Raw genomic sequence first — 25280 nt, 5'->3', positions numbered from 1 at the left:
TGAGTCTCCTGTGCATGAAGAGTGCTAGTCTTGACAGGTTGTCAGGTGTGTAAGCAAAGGTTGCTATATTTATGAATTGTCTTTTAGGCATGAACTTATCTGTGCTTTGTGGCTCTCATGCCGGTAGCCATTGGTCGCGGCCGCCTGATAAGCTCGCGGCTTTATTCGATTGCCCATTTGGCGCATGAACAAGGAAATAGCATGAAACAGCATCGGTTGGCGGCAGCTGTTGCCCTGGTAAGTCTGGTACTGGCGGGTTGTGATTCGCAGACCAGCGTAGAGCTGAAAACCCCGGCGCAAAAAGCCTCTTACGGCATTGGCCTGAACATGGGTAAAAGCCTGGCTCAAGAAGGCATGGACGATCTGGACTCCAAAGCTGTTGCTCTGGGTATCGAAGATGCCGTTGGCAAGAAAGAGCAAAAGCTGAAGGATGACGAACTGATCGAAGCTTTCGCAGCGCTGCAAAAGCGTGCTGAAGAGCGTTTGACCAAAATGAGCGAAGAAGCCTCTACTGCAGGCAAAAAATTCCTCGAAGAAAATGCCAAGAAAGCCGGTGTTGTTACCACGGCTTCGGGCCTGCAATACGAAGTGATTAAAAAAGCCGACGGCCCTCAGCCTAAAGCAACTGACGTGGTGACCGTTCACTACGAAGGCAAACTGATCGATGGCAAGGTGTTCGACAGCTCGGTTGAGCGCGGCAGCCCGATTGACCTGCCGGTTAGCGGCGTGATCCCGGGTTGGGTCGAAGGTCTGCAACTGATGCACGTGGGTGAGAAGTACAAGCTGTACATTCCTAGCGAGCTGGCTTATGGCGCGCAAAGCCCAAGCCCGGCTATCCCGGCCAACTCGGTGCTGGTATTCGATCTGGAACTGCTGGGTATCAAAGACCCTGCAAAAGCTGAGCAAGACGCTGCTGCTCCACAAGCTGCTGCCCAGTAAGTCGTTTACGTACACCTGACGCCCCGTCTCGACGGGGCGTTTTTATGTGTGCCGATTTTTGACCCGTTTCTCTGAGGGCGGAGCGCAATGTCCCGCACTTAGTGGTTGTTGACTGGCAAGTCAATGAATTTATGGGTTTTTTTATGTGTGTAAAAAATGCCCGATTTGAGCGCAGCCCTTACAGAACGTGCCTTTCAGCCGTAAAAATCGGCTCTGTTCACAAGGTTATCCACAATTTGTGTGGATAACATTTACCCCTCTTCCCCCTGTTTTTAGCGTTTCAGTATGAAACTTGCGTTTCACATCAAAAACCCCAGAGACCTTGGCGACTGATAGGATTAAGCTTCTAGGGAAAGTTCCGACTCAATTTGCTTAAAATTCTGACGGGGTTTAGTAATGGATCTGCAAGTTATCAAACGTAATGGCGAACCCGAATACGCGGTTTTGTCATGGGAAAGCTATCAGGCGCTGCTCAAGGCTGCAGGTGTTCAGGAATTACCAACTGCCAGCGAAGTGTTGCACGCCCCTGATGCCGAGCGATCAACATCTGATGAACCTGCTCAGATGCCACCAGGGCTCGATCAGTTGCGAGGTTTGCGTGAAACCAAGGGTCTAGCCCTTGAAGCGCTGGCACGGACTGTAGGCATTAGCCCTTCTTATCTGGAAATGATCGAAGCCGGTGAGCGTCTACCCGACCTTGCCATTCGTCGTAGCTTGGCCTGGGAGCTGGGTTTACCAGGCTGGAGGGAAGGAAAATGAACGTACGCATCAGTCGTCAACACTGGGATGGGTTACTGGCTGAGCTGGATCAAGCGCGTCGACAGCGCCATTTATTGACGTATCGCGCACTGCTGGAGCGTTTGCAATTGCCAAGCCCGGCGATGCTCACACTGACTGCGGCTCTGGAACATTTGGCTGCTATGGATGTGAAAGCCGATCAGCCATTGCGCAGTTCGCTGGTCATCAGCCAAGGGGCTAGCCGTTTACCGCGCACAGGGTTTTTTGAGTGTGTAGAGCGGCTGGGGCGTTTCTCGGGGCCGCCGGATGGTGTTGCAGCTGCATCGTGGCACGCGAGTGAAGTGGTGCGGGTATTTGAATTTGCCTACGAAACTGAGGCGGTTTGAGTGTTATGGAGGCTTAGGGCACGTTGTTGCTATAGCGTGGCGCGCACATTTTTCCGCCGCGCTTGGTGCGTTCGTCAGCCCTATCTCTGGCGGTGGATGGAAGGGCAGTTTTCGCGGATGGCAAGCCTGGGTGATACCCGCGCTCAAAGCTTTTACGGCCATGTTCTAGCCTTTCGCGGTGAAGGGCCGGGTGCAGCTGAAGAGGGCGTCCGTTTGTTGCATCTGGCGGCTTTGGGAGGCGATGCAAAGGCTGCCTACCAATTAGGCGCTTTCAGTCTGGCAGGCACCGTTGTGCACGGGCCAGATGCGGGTGCAGCCGTGCGCTGGTGGACGATGGCGAGAAATGCCGGGCATCCGTTGGCGGCCCTCAGGCTGGTTGAACTTTATCGGCTGGGTGGTCCCGGTTTGCTGGCCGACCCGAAGCTGGCCGCGCACTATCAGGTTTAACCGTAAGGCAATAAAAAGGGCGGGCCGCATTACGCGGCCCGCCCTTTTTACATCTTGATGCTGGCTTTCTTACTTCTTGGCGACTTGTGAAGTCAACTTGAGGTAGTCCAGCAGAATGCGCCCGGTCTCACTCAGGTAGGCGTCATCTTCCGGTTTGGTCTTTTCAGGCTCGACCGGCAATGCATCTTCGTCTTCTTTTTTCATTTCCTTGAGCGGCGCTTCGCCTTTAGCCTGACGGCGGGCGTTCTCCATCACCAACTGCTTGGCATCAATATCAGCATGTTGAGCACGACGTTCTGCTTCGTTCAGGCTGACCGTTTTTTCGGCCATCAATTTCTCGGCCAGGGCCAGCTTGTCGCGGATGAAGATGAACTCGGCATCTTTGGTCACCCGTGCATCGTGCTCAGCTTTGAGTTGATTGATGAAAGGCTTGAACGGGTCAGATGCAGGCTTGATCGCGGGGCGAATGGTGTCCCACGGCATGGCCTCGGGCAGTGCGCTTTCACCGATTTCCTTGGTGTCGATAATCGACGGGAAGGCGATGTCAGGCAGAACGCCCTGATGCTGAGTGCTCTGGCCAGAAACCCGGTAGAACTTGGCCAGTGTCAGCTTCAGCTCGCCATGGTTCAGGGGCTGGATTGTTTGCACCGTCCCTTTGCCGAAGGTCTGGCCACCGATAATCAATGCGCGGTGGTAGTCCTGCATCGCACCGGCAAAAATCTCTGAAGCCGAGGCCGACAAGCGATTGACCAGCAACGCCATCGGGCCTTTGTAGAACGCACCCGGGTTTTCATCTTCAAGCACATCAACTTTGCCGTCTGCATTACGCACCAGCACGGTTGGGCCCTTGTCGATAAACAGACTGGTCAGCTCGGTCGCTTCTTGCAGCGAACCGCCACCGTTATTGCGCAGGTCGATAATTACGCCATCGACTTTTTCTTTCTGCAATTCGGTCAGCAGCTTTTTAACGTCGCGGGTGGTGCTCTTGTAATTCGGGTCACCCGCACGGAACGCTTTGAAGTCCAGATAGAACGCTGGAATTTCAATCACACCCAGTTTGTAGTTCTTGCCATCCTGCTTGAGGTTCAGAATCGACTTTTTCGCCGCCTGCTCTTCAAGCTTCACCGCTTCGCGGGTGATGGACACGATCTTGCTGGTCTGGTCATTCGGTGCGTTGCTCGCCGGAATTATCTCCAGGCGCACTACAGAGCCTTTAGGCCCACGAATCAGTTTGACCACTTCGTCCAGACGCCAGCCGATGACGTCGACCATCTCTTTATCGCCTTGGGCAACGCCGATGATCTTGTCAGCCGGAGCCACCTGTTTAGTCTTGTCGGCCGGGCCGGCAGGCACCAGTCGCACCACCTTGACCTGGTCGTTATCGCTCTGCAACACCGCGCCAATGCCTTCCAGCGACAGGCTCATGTTGATGTCGAAGTTTTCCGCACTGTCTGGTGACAGATAGTTGGTGTGCGGATCGTAAGACATGGCGAACGTGTTGATATAGGCCTGGAAGATGTCTTCGCTGCGGGTCTGATCAAGACGCGACAGTTGGTTCTTGTAGCGCTTGGTCAGCAGCTCCTGAATTTTCGCAGGCTCTTTGCCGGCGATTTTCAGGCGCAGAACTTCATCTTTGATGCGCTTGCGCCACAGGTCGTTGAGTTGGGCTTCACTGGTGAGCCACGGAGCGTCCTTGCGGTCGATCTCCAGGGTTTCCTTGGCCGTGAAATCGAACGAATCAACGCCTTTGTTCAGCTCGGCAAGGGCAAAGTCCAGACGCGACTTAACGCGATCCAGATAGCGCTTGTAGATGATGAAGCCGGGGTTGAGATCGCCGCTTTTGAGGAAGTCGTCAAACTGGAATTTCCATTTGTCGAATTCGGCAATATCGCTGGCCAGGAAATAACTGCGCGATGGATCAAGCAGCTTCAAGTAGCTGTCATAGATGATGGCGGAGCGTGTGTCATCCAGTGGGGGCTTGCTGTAATGATGGCGCTTGAGCAGCTCAACGACGTTAAGACTGGCAATCACCTCATCACGATCGGGCTGAAGGTTATCCCAACTGTTAGCGGCGAACGAATTAGCCGAAAACGGCAAAACGCCAAGGCCAATGAAGAGGGCAAGTGCGGTGCTAGGGAATAAATGCTTCATGCTGATTCGACGCGGGGGCAATTGATAACGCATATTAGGCCGTCTTTGAAGTCGCCGGTTCCATCAAGGACCGGTCGCATAATGCAAAAAGCCCGGTGCTTCAGCGCCGGGCTCAGTCCAGACTCACTATGGAGGCACTGTGAAAGCATTGCAAGGCGTTGAAGGTCTAGTGAAGTGGGTAGAAGAGCCAAGCCCCACCTGTGATGTAGGGCAAATCCGGATTCGTGTAGCGGCTGCCGGGCTTAATCGGGCTGATTTGTTACAAAGCGCGGGCTTGTATCCGCCGCCGCCAGGGGCCAGTCAAATGCTGGGGCTGGAGTGCTCGGGTATTGTCAGCGAAGTGGGGCCGGGGTCGGCATGGCAAGTCGGCGACCGTGTCTGCGCGCTGTTGGCAGGGGGGGGCATGGCCGAGGAAGTGGTGGTCGATGGCCGTCACGCGTTACCTGTGCCGGATGGCTTGTCGTTACAAGAAGCCGCTGCGCTGCCCGAGGTGTACACCACTGCGTGGTTGAACCTGTTTCAATTGGCGGGCCTTAAGCCCGGCGAAAAAGTTTTGCTGCATGCCGGGGCCAGTGGTGTTGGTTCAGCCGCCATTCAGCTGTGCAAGGCGTTTGGTAGCCCGTGCTGGGTGAGCGTTGGCTCGGCCGAGCGTTTGGCTTACTGCGAAGCGCTAGGGGCTCAAGGGGGATCATTACGCACAGAAGGACTGGACAGTCTCAAGGCCTTGGGGCCGTTTGATGTGGTGCTGGACCCTGTGGGTGCCAACTATGTTCAGGACAACCTCAAATTGCTGGCGCTGGACGGCCGTTGGGTGCTCATTGGTTTGATGGGTGGGCGCAAGGCCGAGCTGGATTTGGCGTTGGTGTTGGGCAAGCGTATTCAATTGCTGGGTTCGACGCTGCGCAGTCGTAGTGATCAGTTCAAGGCTGACTTGCTCAGTGACCTGGGCCAGCAAGTGTGGCCGTTGTTCACTGAGGGGCGGTTAAGCCCGCAATTGGCCAAGACTTACCCGATTGAGCAGGCCCAGGAAGCCTTTGCCGAATTGGCCAGCAATCAAGTCTCGGGCAAGCTGGTGTTGGTCATTGACGAAACGCTGGTTTAACCCGTTGTAATGAATACACCCCTTTCACTGCCACAGGCTGGGGCAGTGAAAGGGGTGAAGTGTTACTGCCAATGATGGATCGGCCACCCGGCTTTTTCTGCGTGTTCACGTAACACCGGGTCCGGGTTGACCACGTTTGGATAATCCACTTTGAGCAGCAACGGTAAGTCGTTGCGTGAGTCCGAGTAAAAGCTGGCCCCTTCAAGGTTTTCTTCTTCAGCGTCTAGCCATTCCAGCAGTCGTGTGATTTTACCTTCGCGGTAAGTGAGGGTTCCCACGGTTTTGCCGGTGTACACGCCGTGTTCGACTTCAAGCTCAATACCCAGCACTTCATCGATGCCCAAGCGTTCGGCAATCGGTTTGACCAAGTGCGTTCCCGATGCCGAAATGACCAGAATCCGGTCGCCCTTCTTGCGGTGCGCGGCAATGGTTTTACAGGCGTCACTGAAAATGATCGGTTCGATGAAGTCTTCAACCCACGGCCCGACCAGATGCGCCACTTCTTCTGGCGAGCGGCCGATCAAGGGCTCAAGGCTAAAGGCCATATACTCTTCCATTTTCAGCTTGCCTTGGCTGTAGGACTCCATAAGCTTGTTATTGCGCTTTATAAAGGATTCAGAATCGACCCACCCCAGGCGACCCATTTGCTCGCTCCACAACGTGGCGCAATCACCGTGAATCAAGGTTTCATCCAGATCAAAAATTGCCAGGGCCATCAGTCCAACTCCCTTTTCTGCGACTTCAAAAGCATCAGGCTACCTCACACAGCGTGCTGTTATCGATGGAAAGCGACACACGCTGCCCATCTGGGTACAAGTCGGCCGGTGAGCGGTTAAGCACGTCCACCAGCAGTTCTACGCCTCGCACCTCGACGCGATAGCGAATCACATTGCCCAGCAGGCTATGACTGAGAATCAGCGTGTCGGGCTCGCCGTGCAGGCTGAGCCCAAGGGTTTCAGGACGAATCGCAATCCGGCTGCTTACCGGGTGTTGCAAGAGCCGGCTGGCGGCGTCGACGTCCAGCAAGTTGTAGTTGCCGATGAACCCTGCGGCAAACACATCCACCGGGGCAGCGTAGAGGCTTTGCGCATTGCCGCTCTGCACGATGCGGCCCTGATTCATCAAAAAGATGCGATCGCTCATGACCAGCGCTTCTTCTTGATCGTGGGTGACGAATATCGTCGTGAGGCCCAATTCACGTTGAATAGCCCGAATTTGCTCGCGCAAATGTTTACGAATACGCGCATCCAGGGCTGACAGCGGCTCATCGAGCAATAACAGGCGCGGTCGTGTCACCAGCGAACGGGCCAAGGCAACACGTTGACATTGGCCCCCTGAGAGTTGATGAGGATAGCGCGTGGCAAAGTCGTTCAGTTCTACGAGCTGCAACACCTCGGCCACGCGTTTTTGGGTGTCGTTGGCGCTGACTTTCTGCATGCGCAAGCCGAAGGCCACATTTTGCTCGACGCTCATGTTGGGGAACAGCGCGTAACTCTGAAACACCATGCCGATGTCGCGCTTTTGCGGGCTCAGTGGAACGATGTCCTGACCCTCCAGCAGGATTTGGCCGGCATCCACCGGGGTTAACCCGGCGATGCAGCGCAACAGGGTTGATTTGCCGCACCCCGAGGGGCCAAGCAGGGTGACAAATTCGCCCTTGCTGATGGTGAAATTGATATCGCTGAATACCGGGGTCGCAGAATAAGTTTTTTGCAAATGTTCGACGCTGACGAAGCTCATTGGCTTTTGTCCTTGTTCAGGAAGGTGGCAACCCAAGTCAGCACCAGTACAAAGAGGAAGTACGAGATCACCAGTGCACTGGTGAAATGGCCGCTGCTGTTACGCATGTTATTGAGGAACACCTGCAAGGTTTCATAGCGGGTGCCCACCAGAATGTTGGCGAATACAAATTCGCCGAACAGGAACGAAAATGACAGCAACAGCGCTACCAGCAAGCCTTTGCGCAGGTTAGGCAAAACCACCAGAAATGCGGCTTGCCAGGTGTTGGCACCGAGCAATTGGGCCGCGTCCATCAGGTCTCGCAGGTGAATGGCTTGCAGGTTGTTGGTGATAGCCCGGTACATGAAGGGGAGGGCGATGGTGAAGTAGCAGCCGATCAGGATCCAGGGAGTGCCGACCATTGCCATCGGCCCGGAGCCATACAGTTGCAGCAAGCCGACTGAGGAGACAACAGGCGGTACCGCGAACGGCAGCAGGATGAGGATATTCATCAACGCGTCGAGTTTGGGGAAGTGGTAATGGACCACAAACAGCAACGGCAGAATCAGCACCACGGACAGCACCAGTGCGCCGACGCAAACCAGTAATGAGCGACCGAAGGCGGATAAAAAGCGCGGGTCGCTCCACAATTGGCTGTACCACTTGAAGCTGAATCCACTGGGCAGAATGGTCGCCGACCAACTGCTGGAGATTGAGTAGATCAGCGTGCCAAGCAGGGGCAATAGCAAGATGAGAAACAGCAGGTAAACCACGCTACGGTGGTAAACGCTGGCGGTTGGGGCTTCAGCGCGCGACATGGTAGCTCCTCTTTAACAGCCATTGATGCACCAACGTGACCAAGGTCATCAACCCCACCAAAATCACCGCCAGGGCGCTGGCCATATTAGGGTCCAGGCTGATATCTCCCGACACCATGGCCGCAATGCGGATCGGCAGTACGTTGAAATTGCCGGTGGTCAAGGCATACACCGTGGCGTAGGCGCCCAGGGCGTTGGCCAGCAAAATCACAAATGTGCCCAGCAGGGCGGGTGTCAGGACGGGCAGTCCGATATGGCGCCAGAACTGCCAACTGCTAGCACCCAGTAACGAAGCTGATTCGCGCCAGTCTTCGCGCAGCGCATCAAATGCCGGGTACAGCAGCAATACGCCGAGTGGGATCTGGAAGTAGGTGTAGAGAATGATCAGACCGGTTTTCGAGTAAAGGTTGAAGTCCTCGATGATGCCTGCCTGTTTAAGCATGATCGTGATGCTGCCGTTAAACCCCAGCAGGATGATGAACGCGAACGCCAGTGGGACGCCCGAGAAGTTGCTGGTCATATTGGCGAAAGCGTTAACGAAGTTGCGCAACCGCGAATCTACTTTGTGCAGCGAGTAACTGCCCAGCACGGCAATCACAATGCCGAACAGGCTGGACCAAAAGCTGATCTCAAGGCTGTGCTGGATGGCTTGAAGATAAAACTTTGAACTGAAAATTTTGCTGAAGTTAGCCAGTCCCCAACCGCTTTCTTCAGATTGCACACTGTGTATCAGTACCCAGAACAGTGGGGCGATTTGGAACAGGATAAAAAACACCGCGAAGGGCACCAGGCACAGTAGCGCTAACCATTTTCCGCGGGTCATGGCGCGGGCCTCAGTAAATCACGGCACAACGGTTTATCGTGGGCGATGCCAAGCAACTCGCACACAGTGCCGCACAGTTCAGTTTGTTTAGGCATGACGTCGGGGTTCAGGCTGAAGGCATCACCCAGCACAAACAGGGGCACTTCGCGCTCTTCGGGCAGCAGACCGTTGTGCGATCGGTCGTTGTTCATGCCGTGGTCGGCGGTGATCAGCACTTGATAGCCTGCGAGCAGCCAACCCTGGAGGTAGTCGGCCAGAATAATGTCGGCAGAGCGGGCGCTGTTGCGGTATTGCGCCGAGTCCAGGCCGTGTTTGTGACCGGCGTCGTCGATGTTCATGGGATGAACCAGCAGAAAATCCGGTGTGTGGTTGACGCGCAAGTGTTCGGCGTCTGCGAACAGGTGTGAGTCGGGGTAGTGATCGCTCCAGTAAAAATGCCCGTACTGGATGGGCAAGTCGCTGTCTTGCGTGTGACGGTCGCGTGCGGTGATAAAAGGCGAGCGGTTGTACAGTTCGCTTATCCAGTGATACGCCGCAGCCGCTGTGCTTAAACCGGCCTCTCTGGCGTAGTGAAACACGCTGCGCTGATGAGACAGACGAGAAATATTGTTGTGCACAATGCCGCTTTCGATGGGCGTTACACCGGTCAGGATGCACTCGTAGAGCGGGCGGGACAGGGCGGGGAGTTCACACGTGAGTGTGTACAAGGCGGCGCGCCCGGAACCCACGTACGCCTGCAAATGCCCCATGGCATGGTTGGCGACGGTGTAATTCAGACCGTCGAGAACCACCAGAATGACCTTGTGTTTCATGTGCGACTCCGCGAACAAGCTGGATATGGCTCGTCTGACCCGTAGCAGCTACCGCAGGCTGCGTCCGATTGCGCAGCGATCGTAGACCCAATTATCACGGTCTGAACCGTGAATGAATTTACGCTGGCCATGCCGCCGGACGCCGCCTGCGGCAGCTGCTACGGGATCACTCGTTTAATTCATTTGGATAATGACTTGTTCCTGCCACAGTTGCGGTAGCGCTTTGGAGGTTTTTTCCCACGCAGCAGCGTCTTTGATTGGCGTCACGTTTTTGTATTGCTCGTTCGGCAGCAGCTTGGCCTGTACTTCAGGCGGCAACGTGAGGTGTTCTGCGCGAATAGGTCGGGCATTGCCGTTGGCCAGGTTGATTTGCCCTGCATCGCTGAAGATAAATTCGCGGGTCAATTTGGCTGCATTCGGGTGCTTGGCGTATTTGTTGATGATGGTGGTGTAACCCGAAATCACAGTACCGTCCGAAGGAATCAGCACCACGTAGTCATCCGGGTTCGCCATCTTGGCCTTGTAGCTCAGACCATTGAAATCCCAAACCACACCCACCTCTACTTCGCCCTTTTCCATGGTTGCAATGGTCGGGTTGGCCAATGAGAGACGCTTCTGTTTGGCGATATCAGCGAACATCAGTAGCGCAGGCTGGATGTTCAATTCGCTCCCCCCCTTGGCAATCGCGGCAGCCAGAACGCCGTTGGAGGCTTGAGCGGCAGTGCTGACGTCACCGATGGACACCTTGTATTTGCCGTTTACCAAGTCAGCCCACTTGGTCGGGACTTCAGAACCATGCAGCAGTTTTTTGTTGACGATAAAAGCAATGGTGCCGGTGTAAGCCAATGCCCAGTTGCCGTCCTTGTCCTTGGCCCAGTCCGGGATTTGATCCCAGGTGGTCGGTTTGTATGGCTGGGTAACGCCCTTGGCCACCGCAATCGGGCCGAATGCCGCGCCGACGTCACCGATATCGGCGCTGGCGTTGTCTTTCTCTGCATCAAACTTGGCCACTTCTTGAGCCGAGCTCATGTCGGTGTCCATGTGTTTGAGGCCGTATTTTTTTTCCAGATCTGTCCACGTGGCTTTCCAGTTGGCCCAGTCATCGGGCATGCCGACACTGTTCACTGCACCTTCGGCTTTTGCAGCGGTTTCGAGGGCTTGCAGGTCAACGTCGGCGGCCATGGCCGAGGTGCAAAGGGCGATGCTCGTGCCTAACAGTGATGCCAGGAAAAACTGTTTCATCCGAAGCTCCTTGGGCGTTTTCAACGCTGGGTTTTATTGATCTTTTGCGGTGGTTTGGTCTAGGTCAGCAATACCTGAGCCAATTTAAGGGGCGCTCATGACACTTTAATGTCGGTATGGGTTGTGCAAGCTCTTTAAGCCATTAAAAGCAACGCTCTGGCTAAGCGTAGACCATGCTCAAAGCCTTACCGGGCCTGGCCTCCAAGCGTTGGCCGGGGTGCGCTGTCATCGAACAGTCATCTGCGCGGCCTAGGCTGATAGTCCGATGATTTGAAGCATTTACAGGCGCAGCCTGCCCACATTTGGTGCTGGACTAGTCCAGATAGGTAACAGTGATGCGAGATGATGCGCCCAAGGCGGTGACAGCCATAAGCCGGACGCTGCAAGAGCAGATAGAGCGAGGACTGCTGGCAGGGGGTAGCCAATTACCGGCGGAACGCAAGCTGAGTGAGTTGTTTGCCACCACCCGCGTTACGCTACGGGAGGCGTTGCTGCAGCTTGAATCCGAGGGCTTGGTCTATCGAGAAGAGCGTCGCGGCTGGTTTGTGTCACCGCCACGGCTGGCCTACAACCTGATGCAGCGCAGTCATTTCCACGCCATGGTCAGCGCTCAGGGGCGGGTGCCAACCACCGAAGTGATTTCAGCGCGCTTGCAACCCGCCACGGCGGCGGTGTGCGAGCGTTTACAGCTGCCAGCGCTGTCGAGCGTGATCCAGATTTGTCGGGGGCGACGCATTGACGGTCGACTGGTGCTGTACGTCGAGCATTATCTGAACCCGCAATACTTTCCGCAGATACTGGGGTTTGATCTCACTCAATCAATTACCGAGTTATACGCCCGGCATTACGACTTGCACTACGGTCGAGTGCGTTTCGAGATTGTGCCTACGGCTTTACCCATTGAAGCGGCAGCCACATTGAAAGTGTCCACTGGAAGCCCTGGCTTGAGAATTGTGCGAGTCAATTACGACCAGCACGATCGGCTGATCGACTGTGATCTTGAATACTGGCGACATGATGCGATTCATGTCGGCGTGGATGTAGGCACGCGCGTGTAGAAGCGAGCTTGCTGATCTTCACGCGCCCGTGCCGTCATGCCCCCCTCAATCCTTTTGCAACACACCGCTTCCCGCAGTAATCACTTGCACGCTCAAACGCGGAGTTGCCAAATCCAGCCCTGCTTCATCCAGATGGCGTTTGAGCGACAGATTGAACGCCCGCGACACTTCCCACTGCTTAATAGGTGCAGTCTTGAAGCGGGCCCGCAAAATCGCGCTGCCGGACTCGAAACTCTCCACACCCTGAATCTCCAGCGGTGACCAGATGTTGCGACGTTGCAGCGGATCGCTGCGCATCTTTTGCCCCACGTCGCGCATCAGCTTGATCGCGTCGTCTATTTCCATGTTGTAAGGGATGGCTACACGAAAGATCGCGTAGCCGAATTCGCGAGAATAGTTCTTGATGCTTTTGATTTCGCTGAACGGGATGGTGTGCACAATGCCGTCGATGTCTCGCAGGCGCACTGTGCGAATGGTCAGGCCTTCTACTGTCCCCAAATGGCCACCTACATCCACGTAATCATCGATCGCCAGTGAGTCTTCAATGATGATGAACAGGCCGGTGATCAAGTCAGCCACCAGCGATTGGGCGCCGAAACCAATGGCCAGACCGATCACACCTGCACCTGCCAGCAGCGGCGTTACATTCATGCCCATATTGGCCAGGGCGACAATCAGGGCAATGATGAATATGGCTGCAAACAGGACATTGCGAATCAGCGGCATCATGGTTTGCGCGCGAGCATTGGCCAGGCCTTTGCGAGAGCGGGTCAATGCATGGTGGATGGCGGTATCGGAAATAATCCAGATAAACCAGGCAAACAATAAGGTGCCAGCGAGTCCAAACAGTTTGACGCTGATCTCGTGGCCGTCACCCTCGGTAAAACTGATCAGCGACATGCCCCACACGCGCAGCCCCAACTCTATGAACACCAGCCACACCACCATATGAATCAAGGTGTAGACAAAGCTTTTCAGGCGTTCGGAATACAGGGCGTGACGCTTGATCCCGCGTTGAGGTTTTTGCGCGTGGCGCCGCACCAGTCCGTTGATCACCATGCACAGCACAACCAGTACGGTGCAGATCAGTGACTGACGCAGGGCGGTGCTGCTGTCGCCCGCCGAGATAAAGGTCGCGGCCAGAGAAATGGCAACCAGAATCAAGGCCGCCACATACCAGTAAGTGCCCAGAATCTCGATGCTCTCACTCAAGGCGCGTCGGGTGAGGCGGCGCGACAAGGGTTGGTTGCGGATCAGGTGGGCGATGGGACGGCGGAACCGGATGATAAACAATCCTGCAGACAGTGCTGCCATCACATTCGCAAACGTGGCTGCGGTGTGCGCCAGATGCACACCCAGGGTCGCCACAAGTCGTGGGTCGCTCAGTGCCTGACCAAATGCAGCAAAGCTGCCGATCCACCACAAAGGACGAAATGCCTGATGCCGCAGGATGTGCAAGGCGCGATGGCGATGCGGGCCGTCTAGCAGCGAAAAGGCGATGACACAGATCGCCGAGAAACAGGTGCCAATCACCAGCGCATAGGCCAGCACCATCGCGAGGTCTTTACCCAGGGATGAGGGCAGCGCGTAGCTACCGTAAACCGTGATGACCAATGCCACGAGCCAGGGGCCCAGTTTGCGCAAGGCAAAGCGCAGCATGTCGACTGCCTTGGGGTGCTGCGGCAACTCCTCGCTCAGGCCAAAGCGCAAGCGCACACGGTGACTGACCCAGATCAGCAGCGCCGCCAGCAGGCTCCAGACCATAATGATCAGCGCAAACGCGAAGATGATCGGCAGCCATTGATTGGCCGGCAACATGAGTTGCGTAAGTTCTTCTTTGGCCTGACTGATTTCTTTGGACCAGCGATAGGTGGGGCTGTCAGTTCCTGAAAACTGCTTTTCGAGGTCTGACAGCGTGCTGCCAATGAGTCCCAAAACGCCAATTTCAGCTTCAGGTTGGGCTTGCTTCGTGGCGTCGCGGAGCTTTTTCAGGTCAGTCAGCAGCTTGCTGCGCTGTTGATCGTTTTCGAGGTTTTTGATTACCTCGTCCAGTGACTGGCCCAAGGGTTCGGTCGGTTGCGACTGGGTCTTGTCCGACCCGCCGAGCATGCTGGAGATACCAACGGCCTGAGCTGATGTCAGTGGCAGCAGAGTCAGCAGGCAGGCAAGCAAGAGGGAAGGTAAGGTAAAAAGACGAAAAAGCACTGGGCGATCAACCTCGTAGGCGGCGAATTGACCGAGTGTACGCTAGGGGCCGCAATCATTCATTTCTTGTCACATTTAAATAAATGACGGCAAATGTGGCCGCTAAGGGAAGCGTGATTAGTCGTTAAGCTTTGCGAGAATCTTGAACACAATGGTGCCGAAGATCAGCAACATGCCACACCAGATCATCAATACGCCGAAACCGCTTGGGCGCTCGCGAAAGGTGAAGCCAAGGGTCAGTAACAACATGCCGCAGACGATGGGAATGAACACTGACTGAAATTCGGATACCGAGACCATTGTTTTAGACCTGAAGGAAATAATGCTTCGAGTCTAGGATGCTTTTCTGAAAAGTGTGGTGATATGCGTCAAAAATGAATGAGGCTGGCGCGCAGCCTGTGGTCACTACCGCACATTGCGGCAGCGACCACGCAGGGCTTTGTTCAGGGTAATTGGTTGCTGGCGTAAAACGCGCTGAGTACTTTGACCAAGTGCGCGAGGTCGTGACTGCCGGCAAGCTCGCGAATGGAGTGCATGGCAAAGGTTGGCAGGCCGATGTCTACAGTGCGCACACCCAAATGGCTGGCAGTGATAGGGCCAATGGTCGAGCCGCAGCCCATGTCGCTGCGTACCACAAAGCTTTGCACGGGCACTTCTTCAGCCATGCACAGGTGGCGGAAAAACCCGGCGGTTTCGCTGTTGGTGGCGTAGCGCTGGTTGCTGTTGACTTTGATCACCGGCCCGGCATTGAGTTTAGGGCCGTGGTTGGCGTCGTGCTTGTCGGCGTAGTTGGGGTGAACACCGTGGGCATTGTCGGCCGAGACCAGCAGCGACTTTTGAATCGTGCGCACGTATTCGTCGCCTTCAGGCAGCACCCGTTGCAGGATTTGCTCCAGCATCGGTCCGTCGGCACCGCAAGCCGAGCAAGAGCCGACTTCTTCATGATCGTTGGCCACAAACAGGCAGGTTTCTTCTGTTTCGGCATTGAGCAGCGCTTGCAGACCGGCGTAACAGGACAACAGATTGTCGAGGCGTGCGCCGGCGATAAAGTCGCCGTTCAGGCCAATTACCGCTGCGCTTTGGGTGTCGTAGAAACTCAGCTCGTAATCAAGCACCACGTCGGCATTCAAACCATGCTCACGGGCTAACTGGTCGGTCAGCAAGGCACGGAAATCGGCGCGCTCGTCACCCGCAACCTGAGCGAGAATTGGCGGCAATTCGGTTTGCGGGTTGATTGCCCAGCCTTCATTCGCAGCACGATTGAGGTGGATGGCCAGATTGGGGATGGTCGCAATCGGAGCCCTGAAGTCGATCAGTTGGCTTTCGACCTTGCCATCACGGCGGAAGGTGACACGTCCGGCCAGTGAAAGATCACGATCGAACCACGGAGCCAGCAGAGCGCCTCCGTACACTTCGACACCCAATTGCCAAAAGCCCTGGCGTTGCAGTTCGGGTTGTGGCTTGACGCGCAGGCAAGGGCTGTCTGTGTGTGCACCCACCATACGAATGCCGCCGTGCAGAGGTGAATGGCGACCCAGCTTGAAGGCGACGATGGATGAGTCATTACGCGTGACGTAATAGCGGCCATTGGCTTCGGTGAACCAGGTTTCGCGCTCGTCCAGGCGCTGATAACCGGCAGCCTCCAGACGTTGCACCAGACTGGCAGTGGCATGAAACGGGGTAGGGGAGGCCTTGAGGAAGTCGATCAGGCCTTGGTTCAACTCTTCGCGCATAAGTTACTCCAGACAGCAAGGCCGCGAGTTTAGCGCATTGATCGCAAGAATTGTTGTTAGGGCTGGAGTAGTCGATGTCACCTGTAGTCGCTGGCGCAGGCTGCGGCAAGATCCGAAGGATCATCCAGAGCGCGACCGCTTCACGCGCGGTCGCAGCCTGCGGCAGTGGCTACCGGTTCAGGGGCTTCAAAACGGTGCCGGACACTCGAAGCGCAGTCGCTCGCCTGTCTGCGGATGGGTAAAGCTGAGCATGCTGGCGTGCAGACACAGGCGTGGCCAAGCGGCCAACGCTTGAGGGTGTGCGTAAAGCCCATCACCCAGTAGAGGGTGGCCGATAGACAGCATGTGTACGCGCAATTGATGGGAGCGCCCGGTGATCGGTGTCAGCTCAACCCGGCAGTAATCGCCACACCGGTCCAGCACTTTCCAGAACGTCAACGCGTTTTTGCCAAACTCATGGTCGACCACGTGACGAGGCTTGGTGGGCGGGTCATAGCGCAGGGGCAGGTCAATACTGCCGCTGTCCAGTTCGGGTTGGCCCCATGCCAGTGCGGTGTAGGCTTTTTCGGTTTCACGATCATGAAACTGACGGGACAACTCGCGGTGAGTGTCGGCGTCACGAGCCAGCAGGATGATCCCCGAGGTTTCCCAGTCCAGCCGATGCACGATGCGCGCTTCCGGGTAACCGTTTTCTTGCAGGCGGGTAATCAGGCAATCCTTGTTGTCATCGGCGCGCCCCGGCACTGACAGCAACAGGGTAGGTTTGTTGACCACCAGAACGCCAGCGTCCTCATGAAGGATGTGAATATTGGACAACGGCATTAAAGCAGCCTCTTAACAAACGCCAACGGCGACAAGGAAGTCTTCTCGGTAGAGAAGACGACCAGGTCGCCGTGGTGTCTGCCGGATCGATTAACGATCTGGCAGTGTGATATTGAGTTCCAGAATCGAGCAGCTACCTTCATTCTCGAGGGCGATCTGAACTTGATCGTCGCCGATATTGACGTATTTGCGGATCACTTCAACCAGCTCTTTTTGCAGGGCAGGCAGGTAGTCCGGGGTGCTGCGTTGGCCGCGCTCGTGCGCCACGATAATCTGTAGACGCTCTTTCGCGACCGACGCGGTGGTAGGCGTTTTGCGGGTACGAAAGAAGTCAAAAATGTTCATTGTTTAGTTGCCTCCAAACAGGCGCTCGAAGAATCCCTTCTTCTGTACATCAAGGAACCGATGCTCCACGGTTTTGCCCAGCAAGCGATCAACAGCATCGCTGTAGGCCTGACCGGCGTCGCTCTGATCATCGAGGATCACGGGCACACCCTGGTTGGAGGCTTTAAGAACGGCCTGAGATTCAGGGATTACGCCCAGCAAGGTTACGGCCAGAATCTCTTTAACGTCTTCAACACCCAGCATTTCGCCTTTGGAGACGCGGTCCGGGTTGTAACGAGTCAGCAGCAAGTGTTCTTTGATCGGGTCTTCACCCTTCTCAGCGCGACGTGACTTGCTGGCCAGCAGGCCCAGCATGCGGTCGGAGTCACGTACCGAAGACACTTCGGGGTTGGTCACGACAATGGCTTCGTCAGCAAAGTACATCGCCAGGTGAGCACCGGTTTCGATACCCGCCGGAGAGTCGCAAACTATGTATTCGAAGGATTGCTTAAGTTCCATCAGAACTTTTTCGACGCCGTCTTTGGTCAGTGCGTCTTTGTCACGGGTCTGACTGGCGGCCAGCACGTACAGGTTTTCAAGGCGTTTGTCCTTGATCAGCGCTTGTTGCAGGTTGGCTTCGCCGTTAACTACGTTAACGAAGTCATACACTACGCGGCGCTCACAACCCATGATCAGGTCGAGGTTACGCAGGCCAACGTCGAAGTCGACGATGACTGTTTTGTGGCCGCGCAGAGCGAGACCGGTACCGATAGCGGCGCTGGTGGTGGTCTTACCCACACCACCCTTGCCGGATGTAACCACTAGAATCTTGGCCAAGGTGCTTCACCCCTAAGGAAAAAGGACTTTCTAGTCCCTGAATAACATCTTTATAAACGACAGCAGGTGAACAGCCTTGAGGATTTCTGTATAGGTCAGGTTTACACAAGGGAAAAACTGCCGATTATTTCCTACAAGATTGCTGTTCGCCTACGATTTCAAGATGCTTGGAAATGGCGAGAGTATCCGTTAAAGACGGGTGATGTTCAACATGTCACTTGACAGACTGATCTGCACCGCTGTGCCCCATAAGGGGTCGCGACGCAGGTCTTCTGAAACTTTGTACTTACCAGCAATTGACACCAGTTCGGCGCTCAATTGCTGGCAAAAGATTCGTGCTTTGGTATTTCCTTTATGGCCGGCGAGTGCACGGCCACGCATAGGCCCGTACACATGGATGTTGCCATCGGCCATAAGTTCCGCACCGGGGCTGACTGAAGCGATGACCACCAGGTCGCAGTTTTCGGCATACACGGTCTGACCGCCGCGTATCGGAGTGGTAATGATCTTGGTCGGCTTTATCGTTGGCTCAGGCGGTTTTTCAGGTTTTTTCGCAGGCGCCGGGGCTTCAACAGGTTCAATCAGTCGCTCGCGCGCGCCTGAGGGCGGCAACACGGGAAGGTCGATTGCGATGGCTGCGGCAATGTCTTCAATACGGCTGGCGCGAATCGCCAGGGTGCGCAGGCCGTGTTGGCGGCAGATACGCATCAGGCCCGGCAAATCGATTGGCCCTATACCGGCGGGAAGCTTGTCGAGTGCCAGTACCAACGGGGTGTTGCTGAAAAAATTGGGTGCTTGCGCCACTTTCGCAGCCAGTTGGCGGTCAAGGGCTTCAAGGTCGTTTTTGGCCAGTTCCAGCACCGTAATGGCGAGCATACTGCCCTTTAGCTGGAACACAGGGGCTTGGTCTAGCGATTCGGTTTGGCTCATGGTCTGTTAACGCGGCTTGTCACTTAAAGTGTTGAGACTTATAACGAGAACGCTCGCGAGCCGCAAGCGGGGTCGAACGATGTAGAATGGCCGGCCTTGTATCTGCCCGGAATCATTAATGGATCGCCCGCATTTTCGTGCTGCTTTTTTTCACCCCAGGTTTTGGCTGCTATGGCTAGGGCTCGGTGTGCTGTGGTTAGTGGTACAACTCCCTTATAAAGTTCAACTGTGTATCGGCCGCGTCCTGGGTGGCCTGATGTATCGAGTCGCTGGCGATCGACGGCGCATTGCTGCGCGCAATCTTGAGCTGTGTTTTCCGGAAAAAACGGCGGCTGAGCGTGAGCGCTTACTCAAGGATAACTTCGCTTCCACCGGTATTGCCTTCTTCGAAATGGCCATGAGCTGGTGGTGGTCCAAGCCGCGACTGGCCAAGTTGGCTCATGTTGAAGGGCTGGAACACCTTGAGCACGCACAACGAGAGGGGAAGGGCGTCATCTTGATGGCGTTTCACTTCACCACGCTGGAAATCGGCGCAGCGTTGCTCGGTCAGAAGCACACCATTGATGGGATGTACCGTGAGCATAACAACCCGCTGTTCGATTTTATTCAGCGACGCGGGCGTGAACGGCACAACGCTGATTCGTTAGCCGTAGAGCGCGATGATGTTCGCGGTATGCTTAAGTTACTGCGGTCCGGGCGGGCTATTTGGTACGCCCCCGATCAGGACTACGGTTCAAAGCAGAGTATTTTCGTGCCGCTGTTCGGTATTCCAGCCGCTACCGTTACGGCCACCAGTAAATTCGCCAAGTTGGGCAAGGCGCAGGTTGTGCCTTTTACTCAACAGCGACTGGCGGATGGCAGCGGTTATAAGCTAGTGATCCATGCGCCTTTGAGCGATTTTCCCGGAGAAAGTGATGAAGCAGATTGCCTGCGCATCAATCAATGGGTTGAACGTGCCATTCGTGAGTGCCCTGAGCAATACCTGTGGGCCCATCGACGTTTCAAAACCCGTCCGCCCGGTGAACCGAAGCTTTATGACAAGCGTCGCTGACACACGGCTGCCCTAAGAGACTATTCGGTTAGAGGGCGGTGCACCGGTTCGAGTACACCGCACCCACTGGGTTGAACTATTTATAAGTAATGGTGAAACCCAGCGCACCATCTGCGGCGCCAGCAACAATAGCGTTTGCTGGCGCGGTCTGATAATAGCGTGCATTAAACTGAAGCATCATGCCTCCTGTAGCTGGAATTGCGCCTTGGAGTACATCCGTTTCCAGGGTTACGGGAGTTAGTGCATCGCGCCCCAAAATTTGAATACCGATGCCTTGCGCGGTAGAGCCTGGCATCAAACTCATCAGTCCCAGGCTGGCGTCCAGGGTCACCGCGCCTGCCGTGGGCTCCAGGCGGATATGTGCATGGGTCACAGTTCCTCCGGGTTTGTCGGAGATACAAGCATTCAACGCGATCGTGAAGGGCACTGCATCGCTCGTATGGCCTTCACCAATGAATTCGGTATTTGGCCAATCACCGAGTTTGACCGGGTCAGCGCTTACAGGGTTGGCTGAAAGGGTGCATTCTGCACGTGTTACAGAACCGCTCAAGGCCACGCCGAAGGCATCCGGGATATCGTTAAACGAGCCTTTGACCAATTCTTTTCCCGAGTCCAGCGTCTGCATGCCGGGATCGATTTCGCCGGTTTTGATCAGGGTGATGGTGCCCCTTAACAGGTTGTGTTGAATTGGAAATGGGGTGTAAAAATCGATGTGGGCATTGAATGGCACCGAGCTGTCAGGCCCGTCCAGTTTCCACAGACCTGGGTTGAGACCATCATAGGGGCTGCCGAAACTGATTAGGGCGCCAACACCCGAGATGTTGGTCTGTAACAGGGCGCCGGTTGTCATGCCGCTCTTAAGTGAAATGGGCCCGGCTACCGTTGCCCCGGCGCTTCTGGCATTGAACCTCAGTATGACTGTGCCGTCATTCTCACAGAAGATGGCGCTCCTGCTGTTTCTTGAAACAAATAGCTTATCAACCGGGCCTATAGGATCACCTACCTGAGCATCCCTGGGAACAAAGAGTGCGCCGACATCGACCGTATACTGAATGGGTCCCTGCCCGGTTCCCCAGTAACAACTGTTGCTGGAAGCGTAGGTAGTGCCAAGGGGTAATAGCCCGCTGGCTGCGAGTAAGAACACGCCAGGTGTTAATCTTTTCAGCATGCTTTGTTTCATCCCGGCAAAAGTAACGCAGGCAGTGCAAAGTGCCCGCGTATTAGTAAACGAAGAGTGAATCAGCGGCACACCAGGTCTTGAACCCGGTAGCCTTGTTCCAAGGGCATGCTGTGAGTGTCGAACTGCGCCTGGCATTGCTCTGCGGACGTTTTGCCCCATCGCACATAGATGATTTGCTGTCCCTCATCAGTGCTCAACAGGGCCTGACCGGCCTGACCGACAATACCCAGAACAAGGCCATCGGCGTTGCTGATCTGAGCGCCAAAGGGTAGGGCTACGCCATGATGATCACGGGTGCTGACGAGGATCCTCTCTACTTTACGGGCAGGAAAACTCGCCTTGACCACGGCGCCACGTCTTGGAACCACTTGGGTAACGCCGTTATCAATTTCTACATTTGGATCCAGCTGGGCGGTATCAAGGATTACCCGGTTGATTCGAAAGGGTTGCAGGTAGGGGATCAAGGCATAACCACGGTCGTTGGTTCTGGCACTGGAATCATTCAACTGGCCTACGTTGGCGATATTCGGGACATGGATCAGGCCGCTGGTTTCACCCAAATAGGGTCCGGTTTCCAGCCCATCGGCATGCAACAGCAATGCGCCGCTGGCGTTAAGCGAAAGGGTGTTGAAATCGGTCCCTTGCGTAAGGCCCGCGCCAAGGCTGGCAAAGGGGGCCTGATAGCCAAGCGACAGTTCAGCGCTTTGTTGACCGGTTTCATTATGGGTCACGGAGGCCCTGTAATTGAGCAAGCTATTTTTGGCGCGGCCTGACACAGAGGCACGGTGGTTGAGCTGACCTCTGTTCTGGCGCACGTCGTAGGTGGCGGTGGTTGATCGTCCGAAATTCAGAGGTACTGAGATGTTCAAGCCGAACTGACGCTCGTTGAACTCATCATCGTTCAACGATTGAGAGGCGTAGAGGGAGTAGTTCACCGTATTGAAGCGACTGCTGAAACTGAACTGGAATTGACGCTGAGCGTCATCCTGCTGCCAGTAACTCTCCTGGGAAAATATCAGGTTCAGTGAGCTATAGAGACCGATGTCCTGAAACACCGAAGCTTCCAGCATGCTGCGTCGGCTTCCACGAAAGCGCTGGTCTGCGCTGCGTTCGCGCACAGCTTCATTAAAGTCACGATAGCCTTCGGTGGAGTAGCGATAACCCGCGAAGCGCAGGTTTGTTCTAGTCTCGAATGACTTGCCGTACTTCACGGCGTAGCTCATGCCCTGGACGTTGTGCTGGCTATTATCGGGATTGGTTTGCGCGTAGGAGCGTGTCAGGTCAAATGACAGGGCCCCTAACACCCCAAGGCCTTTACCCAGACCCACCGTAGTGGCCTGATAGAAATCATTGCCCATCAAGCCGCCGTACACTGTCGAATCCCATCGTGTACCCATAGCCAGGGTGCCTTGCCAGAGCATTGAATCATCCGTGGCGTAAAACGGTGCGTTGTAGCGACCCATGCTGGCGCTATAACGCCACACGCCCTCGCGCAGTAAATGAGTGAGCGTTGCATACGGTTGAGTGAAACGCCGCACTTGGCCATCAGCCTCGGTCAGAATTATTTCCAGTTCACCGCTGCCGCTGGCCAGAGTGAGGTCATTGATTTCATAGGGGCCTGCACTGACATAAGTGGAATAGATCGGGAAACCGTTCTGACGTATCTCGAGCTTGGCCCGTGTTTGCGCAACGCCGCGTATTATCGGCGCATAGCGTTGTTGCGAGTCGGGCAACATGCTCATGTCCGAGGCGATCTGTACACCTCTGATCGGGACGCTGCGGAATACATCTCCCGGCGTGAAAGTTTCGCCCAGTGTCAACTGCGAATGGACACTCGCAAGGTCGCGTTGCAGATAGGTATAGGCGCGCGACCATGTGCGACCGCCTGTGGCGTCACTGCGAAAAGTGTTATTGCTGCGCAAGCGCCAGACGCCCAGGTTCAGCCCGCTATTCAAGTACAGGTTGTGACTGTTGTCCTGACCGGTTCGATCATTACGGCCTTGCTGCGCCGAAAGTTGATAATTTACAAATGCGGAGTTGATGCCGTAATCCCAGCGTTGTGGGTCGACATAACCGGCAATGTCACGGCGCATGGCAATCTGCGGAATGGAGATAGTGAGGGTCAGTTTTGCGCTATCCATTTGCACCGTTGCGCCCGGAATCAGCCGTTGTATATCAACGCATGTTTCGAGCACCACATCCGATTGCTCCAGGCTGTCGAGCTTAACGCCCATGTCGTTGAGCAATTTTTGGGGTAAACAAGGCGTCAATTCATCACCCGGTTGATTGGCTGCAAAATCGATCTCTTGACTGTCGAAAAAGGTCTGGTTGATGTCGATACTGACCCGGTAACGTCCGGGTGTCAGATGCAGGCTGTTGGACAATGTTTTCAGGGCAAGCGCACCCGCATCGATGTCATGGGTGTCCATTTGGCGCATGAAGGTTGACTGGAACTCCACTGGCTTGGACGCGTGAGCAGAATCTGGTTTTAACCCGGTGATGCTGGCGCCGATTAATACAATGCACTGTGAAAACCGCTGCACAGGCGAACAACTTCCGTGCGGTGAAAAAGGCATGGCGGGAGTCCGCGAAATGTTAAAGATCAAGGGCCACGGGCAATGTCATGGGCTCAGTGATAGCACCGTAATCATTGATAACCGAGAAGGTCACCTGCATTCCCGGGGTCGGCTTGAAGCCATCCAGTTCATATGTCTGAGTGTCGAGAGGGTGTGCCATGGTTGTGTCCTTCAAACTGAACGTTTGCCCGTTAGCGCTGAGTTCAATGCGTATGAAAGACACATGAAAGGGGCTTGAGTTGTTAACAATCAGATGAGGTTTGCCGTCGGTGCTCTGTATTGACCATTGCAAGCTTTTCAGACTGTCCAAAGGGCTGCCGGTGAGTTCAGTGGGGCGCCAGAACATTTTGATACGGGTACGCAACGCAATGTTCAATTGGTTGGTTTCGCGGGATTCAAGTTGTGGTATTTCCTGAATATTGAAATAAAAGAGTGACTCGCGATCCTTGGGTAGCGATTGAGGTAAACCATTGATCTGCACCTGCTGTTCTTTATTTGCGTTTAGGCGAAACAACGGTGGAGAAGCGATGAATGGGACGGCGGTGGTTTGATCATCTGCAATCGTATTAACCCAGGTCTGAACGGCAAAAGGTTTAGAACTGGGGTTTAGAACCCTTAGAGATACATTTCGTTTGTCACTGTCGAATACCACTCGAGTACTGCTTATCGTCAAGGCGGCATGGCTGTTGGGGAGCCAGACTAAAAAACAGGCCAGAACACCACTCTTTATTCGAATGGCATTTTTAATACAACTGAGCATAGGCACTCCAGGTATCGAAGTATTGGCGTGAACAACGGGCTATCAGGCCCGTTGTTTTAAAGAGAGTGGGGCAATCAGTGTATGTCTACGCGGAAATTGACATCAGCGTCGGCAGGCCCAGCGCCCACTGATGCGGCCGTGGAGATGTATGAAGCAACAAAATACATGAGAGTGGGATCATCCTCACTCAGCGGATAAACGGTGGATGCTGTCCCGGTGGGGATGAAGTTGCCAGTATTGTCTTTGATTGCCACGGCTATACCTTCGGCAGCCCCAGGGAGGCGTTTGATTCCGTAGTATTCCCCGGCACCTCCCTGTACCGAGGTGAAGGTAACCGTTGCATTCAGCTTGTTCTTGTCAGTGAGGCAATTGCTGTCAGGGCTGATGCGCATTTGAAAGCCACGACCGCCCACCTCTGTGCCGGATGAGGTGAACTCACTGACGTCCACCTCTCCCATTGGGACGAGATTGCTGACTGCACCACTTTCAGGATTAACGATTTCAATCGGACAGGTTGCACTGGTTATTTTGCCGGAGAAATTGATTGTGCCGTCGAATGCGAATGCTGAAGTTGTTGCAAAACTTAAAGCAAGGCCCAATGGTAGAGTCAGTAAAGATAGTTTCATT

At 55.0% G+C, this 25280-nt stretch carries 25 protein-coding genes; 7 read left to right on the top strand and 18 right to left on the bottom strand.

The window, feature by feature from the left end:
* The first annotated feature begins 201 nt into the window (after nucleotides 1-201).
* The 4 genes from EQV93_RS09965 (at nucleotide 202) to EQV93_RS09950 (ending at nucleotide 2510) form a co-directional block, all read left to right on the top strand.
* A complete protein-coding gene (locus EQV93_RS09965; RefSeq protein ID WP_122784488.1) occupies nucleotides 202-939 on the top strand; it encodes an FKBP-type peptidyl-prolyl cis-trans isomerase in 738 nt (245 codons plus the stop codon).
* A 396-nt stretch (nucleotides 940-1335) separates the two neighbouring features.
* Entirely contained in the window at nucleotides 1336-1698 is a 363-nt protein-coding gene (locus tag EQV93_RS09960; protein ID WP_122784489.1) for a helix-turn-helix domain-containing protein, read from the top strand.
* Nucleotides 1695-2063 (top strand): hypothetical protein, encoded by a 369-nt coding sequence (locus tag EQV93_RS09955; RefSeq protein ID WP_122784490.1) that lies wholly within the window; start codon nucleotides 1695-1697, stop codon nucleotides 2061-2063. Before EQV93_RS09960 ends, EQV93_RS09955 begins: the two co-directional genes overlap by 4 nt.
* Nucleotides 2064-2510 carry a sel1 repeat family protein gene (locus EQV93_RS09950; protein WP_122784491.1) on the top strand — a complete coding sequence of 149 codons (447 nt, stop codon included), beginning with the start codon at nucleotides 2064-2066 and terminating at the stop codon, nucleotides 2508-2510.
* 69 nt (nucleotides 2511-2579) lie between these two features.
* Here EQV93_RS09950 and EQV93_RS09945 read toward each other — a convergent pair whose 3' ends face one another.
* On the bottom strand, nucleotides 2580-4661 hold the full coding sequence (locus tag EQV93_RS09945; protein WP_208727485.1) for a carboxy terminal-processing peptidase: 2082 nt from the start codon (nucleotides 4659-4661) through the stop codon (nucleotides 2580-2582).
* Nucleotides 4662-4800: 139 nt separating this feature from the next.
* On the opposite strand from EQV93_RS09945, the gene EQV93_RS09940 reads away from it, so the two are divergent.
* Complete coding sequence (locus EQV93_RS09940; protein WP_240891475.1) at nucleotides 4801-5763, top strand: zinc-binding dehydrogenase; 963 nt, start codon at nucleotides 4801-4803, stop codon at nucleotides 5761-5763.
* 62 nt (nucleotides 5764-5825) lie between these two features.
* On the opposite strand, the gene EQV93_RS09935 is transcribed toward EQV93_RS09940, so the two are convergent.
* The 6 genes from EQV93_RS09935 to EQV93_RS09910 form a co-directional block, all read right to left on the bottom strand.
* Nucleotides 5826-6479 (bottom strand): HAD family hydrolase, encoded by a 654-nt coding sequence (locus EQV93_RS09935; protein ID WP_240891474.1) that lies wholly within the window; start codon nucleotides 6477-6479, stop codon nucleotides 5826-5828.
* 34 nt (nucleotides 6480-6513) lie between these two features.
* Nucleotides 6514-7503, bottom strand: coding sequence for an ABC transporter ATP-binding protein (locus EQV93_RS09930; protein ID WP_122784495.1), 990 nt, complete (start codon nucleotides 7501-7503; stop codon nucleotides 6514-6516).
* On the bottom strand, nucleotides 7500-8300 hold the full coding sequence (locus EQV93_RS09925; RefSeq protein WP_122784496.1) for an ABC transporter permease: 801 nt from the start codon (nucleotides 8298-8300) through the stop codon (nucleotides 7500-7502). The genes EQV93_RS09930 and EQV93_RS09925 overlap by 4 nt, the downstream gene beginning before the upstream one ends.
* A complete protein-coding gene (locus tag EQV93_RS09920) occupies nucleotides 8287-9123 on the bottom strand; it encodes an ABC transporter permease (protein ID WP_240891473.1) in 837 nt (278 codons plus the stop codon). Before EQV93_RS09920 ends, EQV93_RS09925 begins: the two co-directional genes overlap by 14 nt.
* A complete protein-coding gene (locus EQV93_RS09915) occupies nucleotides 9120-9935 on the bottom strand; it encodes an alkaline phosphatase family protein (RefSeq protein ID WP_240891472.1) in 816 nt (271 codons plus the stop codon). Before EQV93_RS09915 ends, EQV93_RS09920 begins: the two co-directional genes overlap by 4 nt.
* Nucleotides 9936-10109: 174 nt before the next feature.
* Nucleotides 10110-11177: an ABC transporter substrate-binding protein gene (locus tag EQV93_RS09910; RefSeq protein WP_240891471.1), complete on the bottom strand. Its 1068-nt coding sequence runs from the start codon at nucleotides 11175-11177 to the stop codon at nucleotides 10110-10112.
* Nucleotides 11178-11512: 335 nt separating this feature from the next.
* Here EQV93_RS09910 and EQV93_RS09905 point away from each other — a divergent pair, with 335 nt between their 5' ends.
* On the top strand, nucleotides 11513-12235 hold the full coding sequence (locus EQV93_RS09905) for a UTRA domain-containing protein (RefSeq protein WP_122784500.1): 723 nt from the start codon (nucleotides 11513-11515) through the stop codon (nucleotides 12233-12235).
* Between the two features lie 45 nt (nucleotides 12236-12280).
* Here the strand turns inward: EQV93_RS09905 and EQV93_RS09900 are convergent, their stop codons facing one another.
* The 7 genes from EQV93_RS09900 to minC form a co-directional block, all read right to left on the bottom strand.
* Nucleotides 12281-14440: a mechanosensitive ion channel family protein gene (locus tag EQV93_RS09900; RefSeq protein ID WP_122784501.1), complete on the bottom strand. Its 2160-nt coding sequence runs from the start codon at nucleotides 14438-14440 to the stop codon at nucleotides 12281-12283.
* A 117-nt stretch (nucleotides 14441-14557) separates the two neighbouring features.
* Complete coding sequence (locus EQV93_RS09895; protein WP_122784502.1) at nucleotides 14558-14740, bottom strand: hypothetical protein; 183 nt, start codon at nucleotides 14738-14740, stop codon at nucleotides 14558-14560.
* A 143-nt stretch (nucleotides 14741-14883) separates the two neighbouring features.
* Nucleotides 14884-16173, bottom strand: coding sequence for a M18 family aminopeptidase (locus tag EQV93_RS09890; RefSeq protein ID WP_122784503.1), 1290 nt, complete (start codon nucleotides 16171-16173; stop codon nucleotides 14884-14886).
* A 186-nt stretch (nucleotides 16174-16359) separates the two neighbouring features.
* Entirely contained in the window at nucleotides 16360-16995 is a 636-nt protein-coding gene (locus EQV93_RS09885; protein ID WP_122784504.1) for an RluA family pseudouridine synthase, read from the bottom strand.
* Between the two features lie 90 nt (nucleotides 16996-17085).
* The gene (gene minE / locus EQV93_RS09880) at nucleotides 17086-17340 is read right to left on the bottom strand and encodes a cell division topological specificity factor MinE (RefSeq protein ID WP_019410761.1); all 255 of its coding nucleotides are present in this window, start codon (nucleotides 17338-17340) and stop codon (nucleotides 17086-17088) included.
* A 3-nt stretch (nucleotides 17341-17343) separates the two neighbouring features.
* Nucleotides 17344-18156, bottom strand: coding sequence for a septum site-determining protein MinD (minD, locus tag EQV93_RS09875; RefSeq protein WP_122784505.1), 813 nt, complete (start codon nucleotides 18154-18156; stop codon nucleotides 17344-17346).
* Nucleotides 18157-18345: 189 nt separating this feature from the next.
* Nucleotides 18346-19086 carry a septum site-determining protein MinC gene (minC, locus tag EQV93_RS09870; RefSeq protein WP_122784506.1) on the bottom strand — a complete coding sequence of 247 codons (741 nt, stop codon included), beginning with the start codon at nucleotides 19084-19086 and terminating at the stop codon, nucleotides 18346-18348.
* 118 nt (nucleotides 19087-19204) lie between these two features.
* Here minC and EQV93_RS09865 point away from each other — a divergent pair, with 118 nt between their 5' ends.
* Entirely contained in the window at nucleotides 19205-20137 is a 933-nt protein-coding gene (locus tag EQV93_RS09865; RefSeq protein ID WP_146383791.1) for a lipid A biosynthesis lauroyl acyltransferase, read from the top strand.
* A gap of 76 nt (nucleotides 20138-20213) precedes the next feature.
* On the opposite strand, the gene EQV93_RS09860 is transcribed toward EQV93_RS09865, so the two are convergent.
* The 4 genes from EQV93_RS09860 to EQV93_RS09845 all read right to left on the bottom strand — a co-directional run bounded on the left by EQV93_RS09860 (nucleotide 20214) and on the right by EQV93_RS09845 (nucleotide 25279).
* Nucleotides 20214-21305, bottom strand: coding sequence for a fimbrial protein (locus EQV93_RS09860; protein ID WP_240891470.1), 1092 nt, complete (start codon nucleotides 21303-21305; stop codon nucleotides 20214-20216).
* Nucleotides 21306-21376: 71 nt separating this feature from the next.
* Nucleotides 21377-23893 carry a fimbria/pilus outer membrane usher protein gene (locus EQV93_RS09855; protein WP_240891469.1) on the bottom strand — a complete coding sequence of 839 codons (2517 nt, stop codon included), beginning with the start codon at nucleotides 23891-23893 and terminating at the stop codon, nucleotides 21377-21379.
* A 19-nt stretch (nucleotides 23894-23912) separates the two neighbouring features.
* Nucleotides 23913-24653 carry a fimbrial biogenesis chaperone gene (locus EQV93_RS09850; protein WP_122784510.1) on the bottom strand — a complete coding sequence of 247 codons (741 nt, stop codon included), beginning with the start codon at nucleotides 24651-24653 and terminating at the stop codon, nucleotides 23913-23915.
* 74 nt (nucleotides 24654-24727) lie between these two features.
* The gene (locus tag EQV93_RS09845; protein WP_122784511.1) at nucleotides 24728-25279 is read right to left on the bottom strand and encodes a fimbrial protein; all 552 of its coding nucleotides are present in this window, start codon (nucleotides 25277-25279) and stop codon (nucleotides 24728-24730) included.
* Nucleotide 25280 lies beyond the last annotated feature (1 nt).

Origin of the sequence: Pseudomonas sp. TMW22091 (assembly GCF_022496705.1) — a bacterium.
Classification (GTDB): Bacteria; Pseudomonadota; Gammaproteobacteria; order Pseudomonadales; family Pseudomonadaceae; genus Aquipseudomonas; species Aquipseudomonas saxonica.
The sequence above is the reverse complement of the archived record's forward strand: the minus strand, read 5'-3'. Positions and strand labels throughout refer to the sequence as shown.

Excerpts from the sequence above, each read along its gene's own strand:
- EQV93_RS09965 (WP_122784488.1), top strand. The coding sequence starts at position 202 with ATGAAACAGCATCGGTTGGCGGCAGCTGTTGCCCTGGTAAGTCTGGTA.
- EQV93_RS09960 (WP_122784489.1), top strand. The coding sequence starts at position 1,336 with ATGGATCTGCAAGTTATCAAACGTAATGGCGAACCCGAATACGCGGTT.
- EQV93_RS09955 (WP_122784490.1), top strand. The coding sequence starts at position 1,695 with ATGAACGTACGCATCAGTCGTCAACACTGGGATGGGTTACTGGCTGAG.
- EQV93_RS09945 (WP_208727485.1), bottom strand. The coding sequence starts at position 4,661 with ATGAAGCATTTATTCCCTAGCACCGCACTTGCCCTCTTCATTGGCCTT.
- EQV93_RS09935 (WP_240891474.1), bottom strand. The coding sequence starts at position 6,479 with ATGGCCCTGGCAATTTTTGATCTGGATGAAACCTTGATTCACGGTGAT.
- EQV93_RS09930 (WP_122784495.1), bottom strand. The coding sequence starts at position 7,503 with ATGAGCTTCGTCAGCGTCGAACATTTGCAAAAAACTTATTCTGCGACC.
- EQV93_RS09925 (WP_122784496.1), bottom strand. The coding sequence starts at position 8,300 with ATGTCGCGCGCTGAAGCCCCAACCGCCAGCGTTTACCACCGTAGCGTG.
- EQV93_RS09920 (WP_240891473.1), bottom strand. The coding sequence starts at position 9,123 with ATGACCCGCGGAAAATGGTTAGCGCTACTGTGCCTGGTGCCCTTCGCG.
- EQV93_RS09915 (WP_240891472.1), bottom strand. The coding sequence starts at position 9,935 with ATGAAACACAAGGTCATTCTGGTGGTTCTCGACGGTCTGAATTACACC.
- EQV93_RS09910 (WP_240891471.1), bottom strand. The coding sequence starts at position 11,177 with ATGAAACAGTTTTTCCTGGCATCACTGTTAGGCACGAGCATCGCCCTT.
- EQV93_RS09905 (WP_122784500.1), top strand. The coding sequence starts at position 11,513 with ATGCGAGATGATGCGCCCAAGGCGGTGACAGCCATAAGCCGGACGCTG.
- EQV93_RS09895 (WP_122784502.1), bottom strand. The coding sequence starts at position 14,740 with ATGGTCTCGGTATCCGAATTTCAGTCAGTGTTCATTCCCATCGTCTGC.
- EQV93_RS09890 (WP_122784503.1), bottom strand. The coding sequence starts at position 16,173 with ATGCGCGAAGAGTTGAACCAAGGCCTGATCGACTTCCTCAAGGCCTCC.
- EQV93_RS09885 (WP_122784504.1), bottom strand. The coding sequence starts at position 16,995 with ATGCCGTTGTCCAATATTCACATCCTTCATGAGGACGCTGGCGTTCTG.
- minE (WP_019410761.1), bottom strand. The coding sequence starts at position 17,340 with ATGAACATTTTTGACTTCTTTCGTACCCGCAAAACGCCTACCACCGCG.
- minC (WP_122784506.1), bottom strand. The coding sequence starts at position 19,086 with ATGAGCCAAACCGAATCGCTAGACCAAGCCCCTGTGTTCCAGCTAAAG.
- EQV93_RS09865 (WP_146383791.1), top strand. The coding sequence starts at position 19,205 with ATGGATCGCCCGCATTTTCGTGCTGCTTTTTTTCACCCCAGGTTTTGG.
- EQV93_RS09860 (WP_240891470.1), bottom strand. The coding sequence starts at position 21,305 with ATGCTGAAAAGATTAACACCTGGCGTGTTCTTACTCGCAGCCAGCGGG.
- EQV93_RS09855 (WP_240891469.1), bottom strand. The coding sequence starts at position 23,893 with ATGCCTTTTTCACCGCACGGAAGTTGTTCGCCTGTGCAGCGGTTTTCA.
- EQV93_RS09850 (WP_122784510.1), bottom strand. The coding sequence starts at position 24,653 with ATGCTCAGTTGTATTAAAAATGCCATTCGAATAAAGAGTGGTGTTCTG.
- EQV93_RS09845 (WP_122784511.1), bottom strand. The coding sequence starts at position 25,279 with ATGAAACTATCTTTACTGACTCTACCATTGGGCCTTGCTTTAAGTTTT.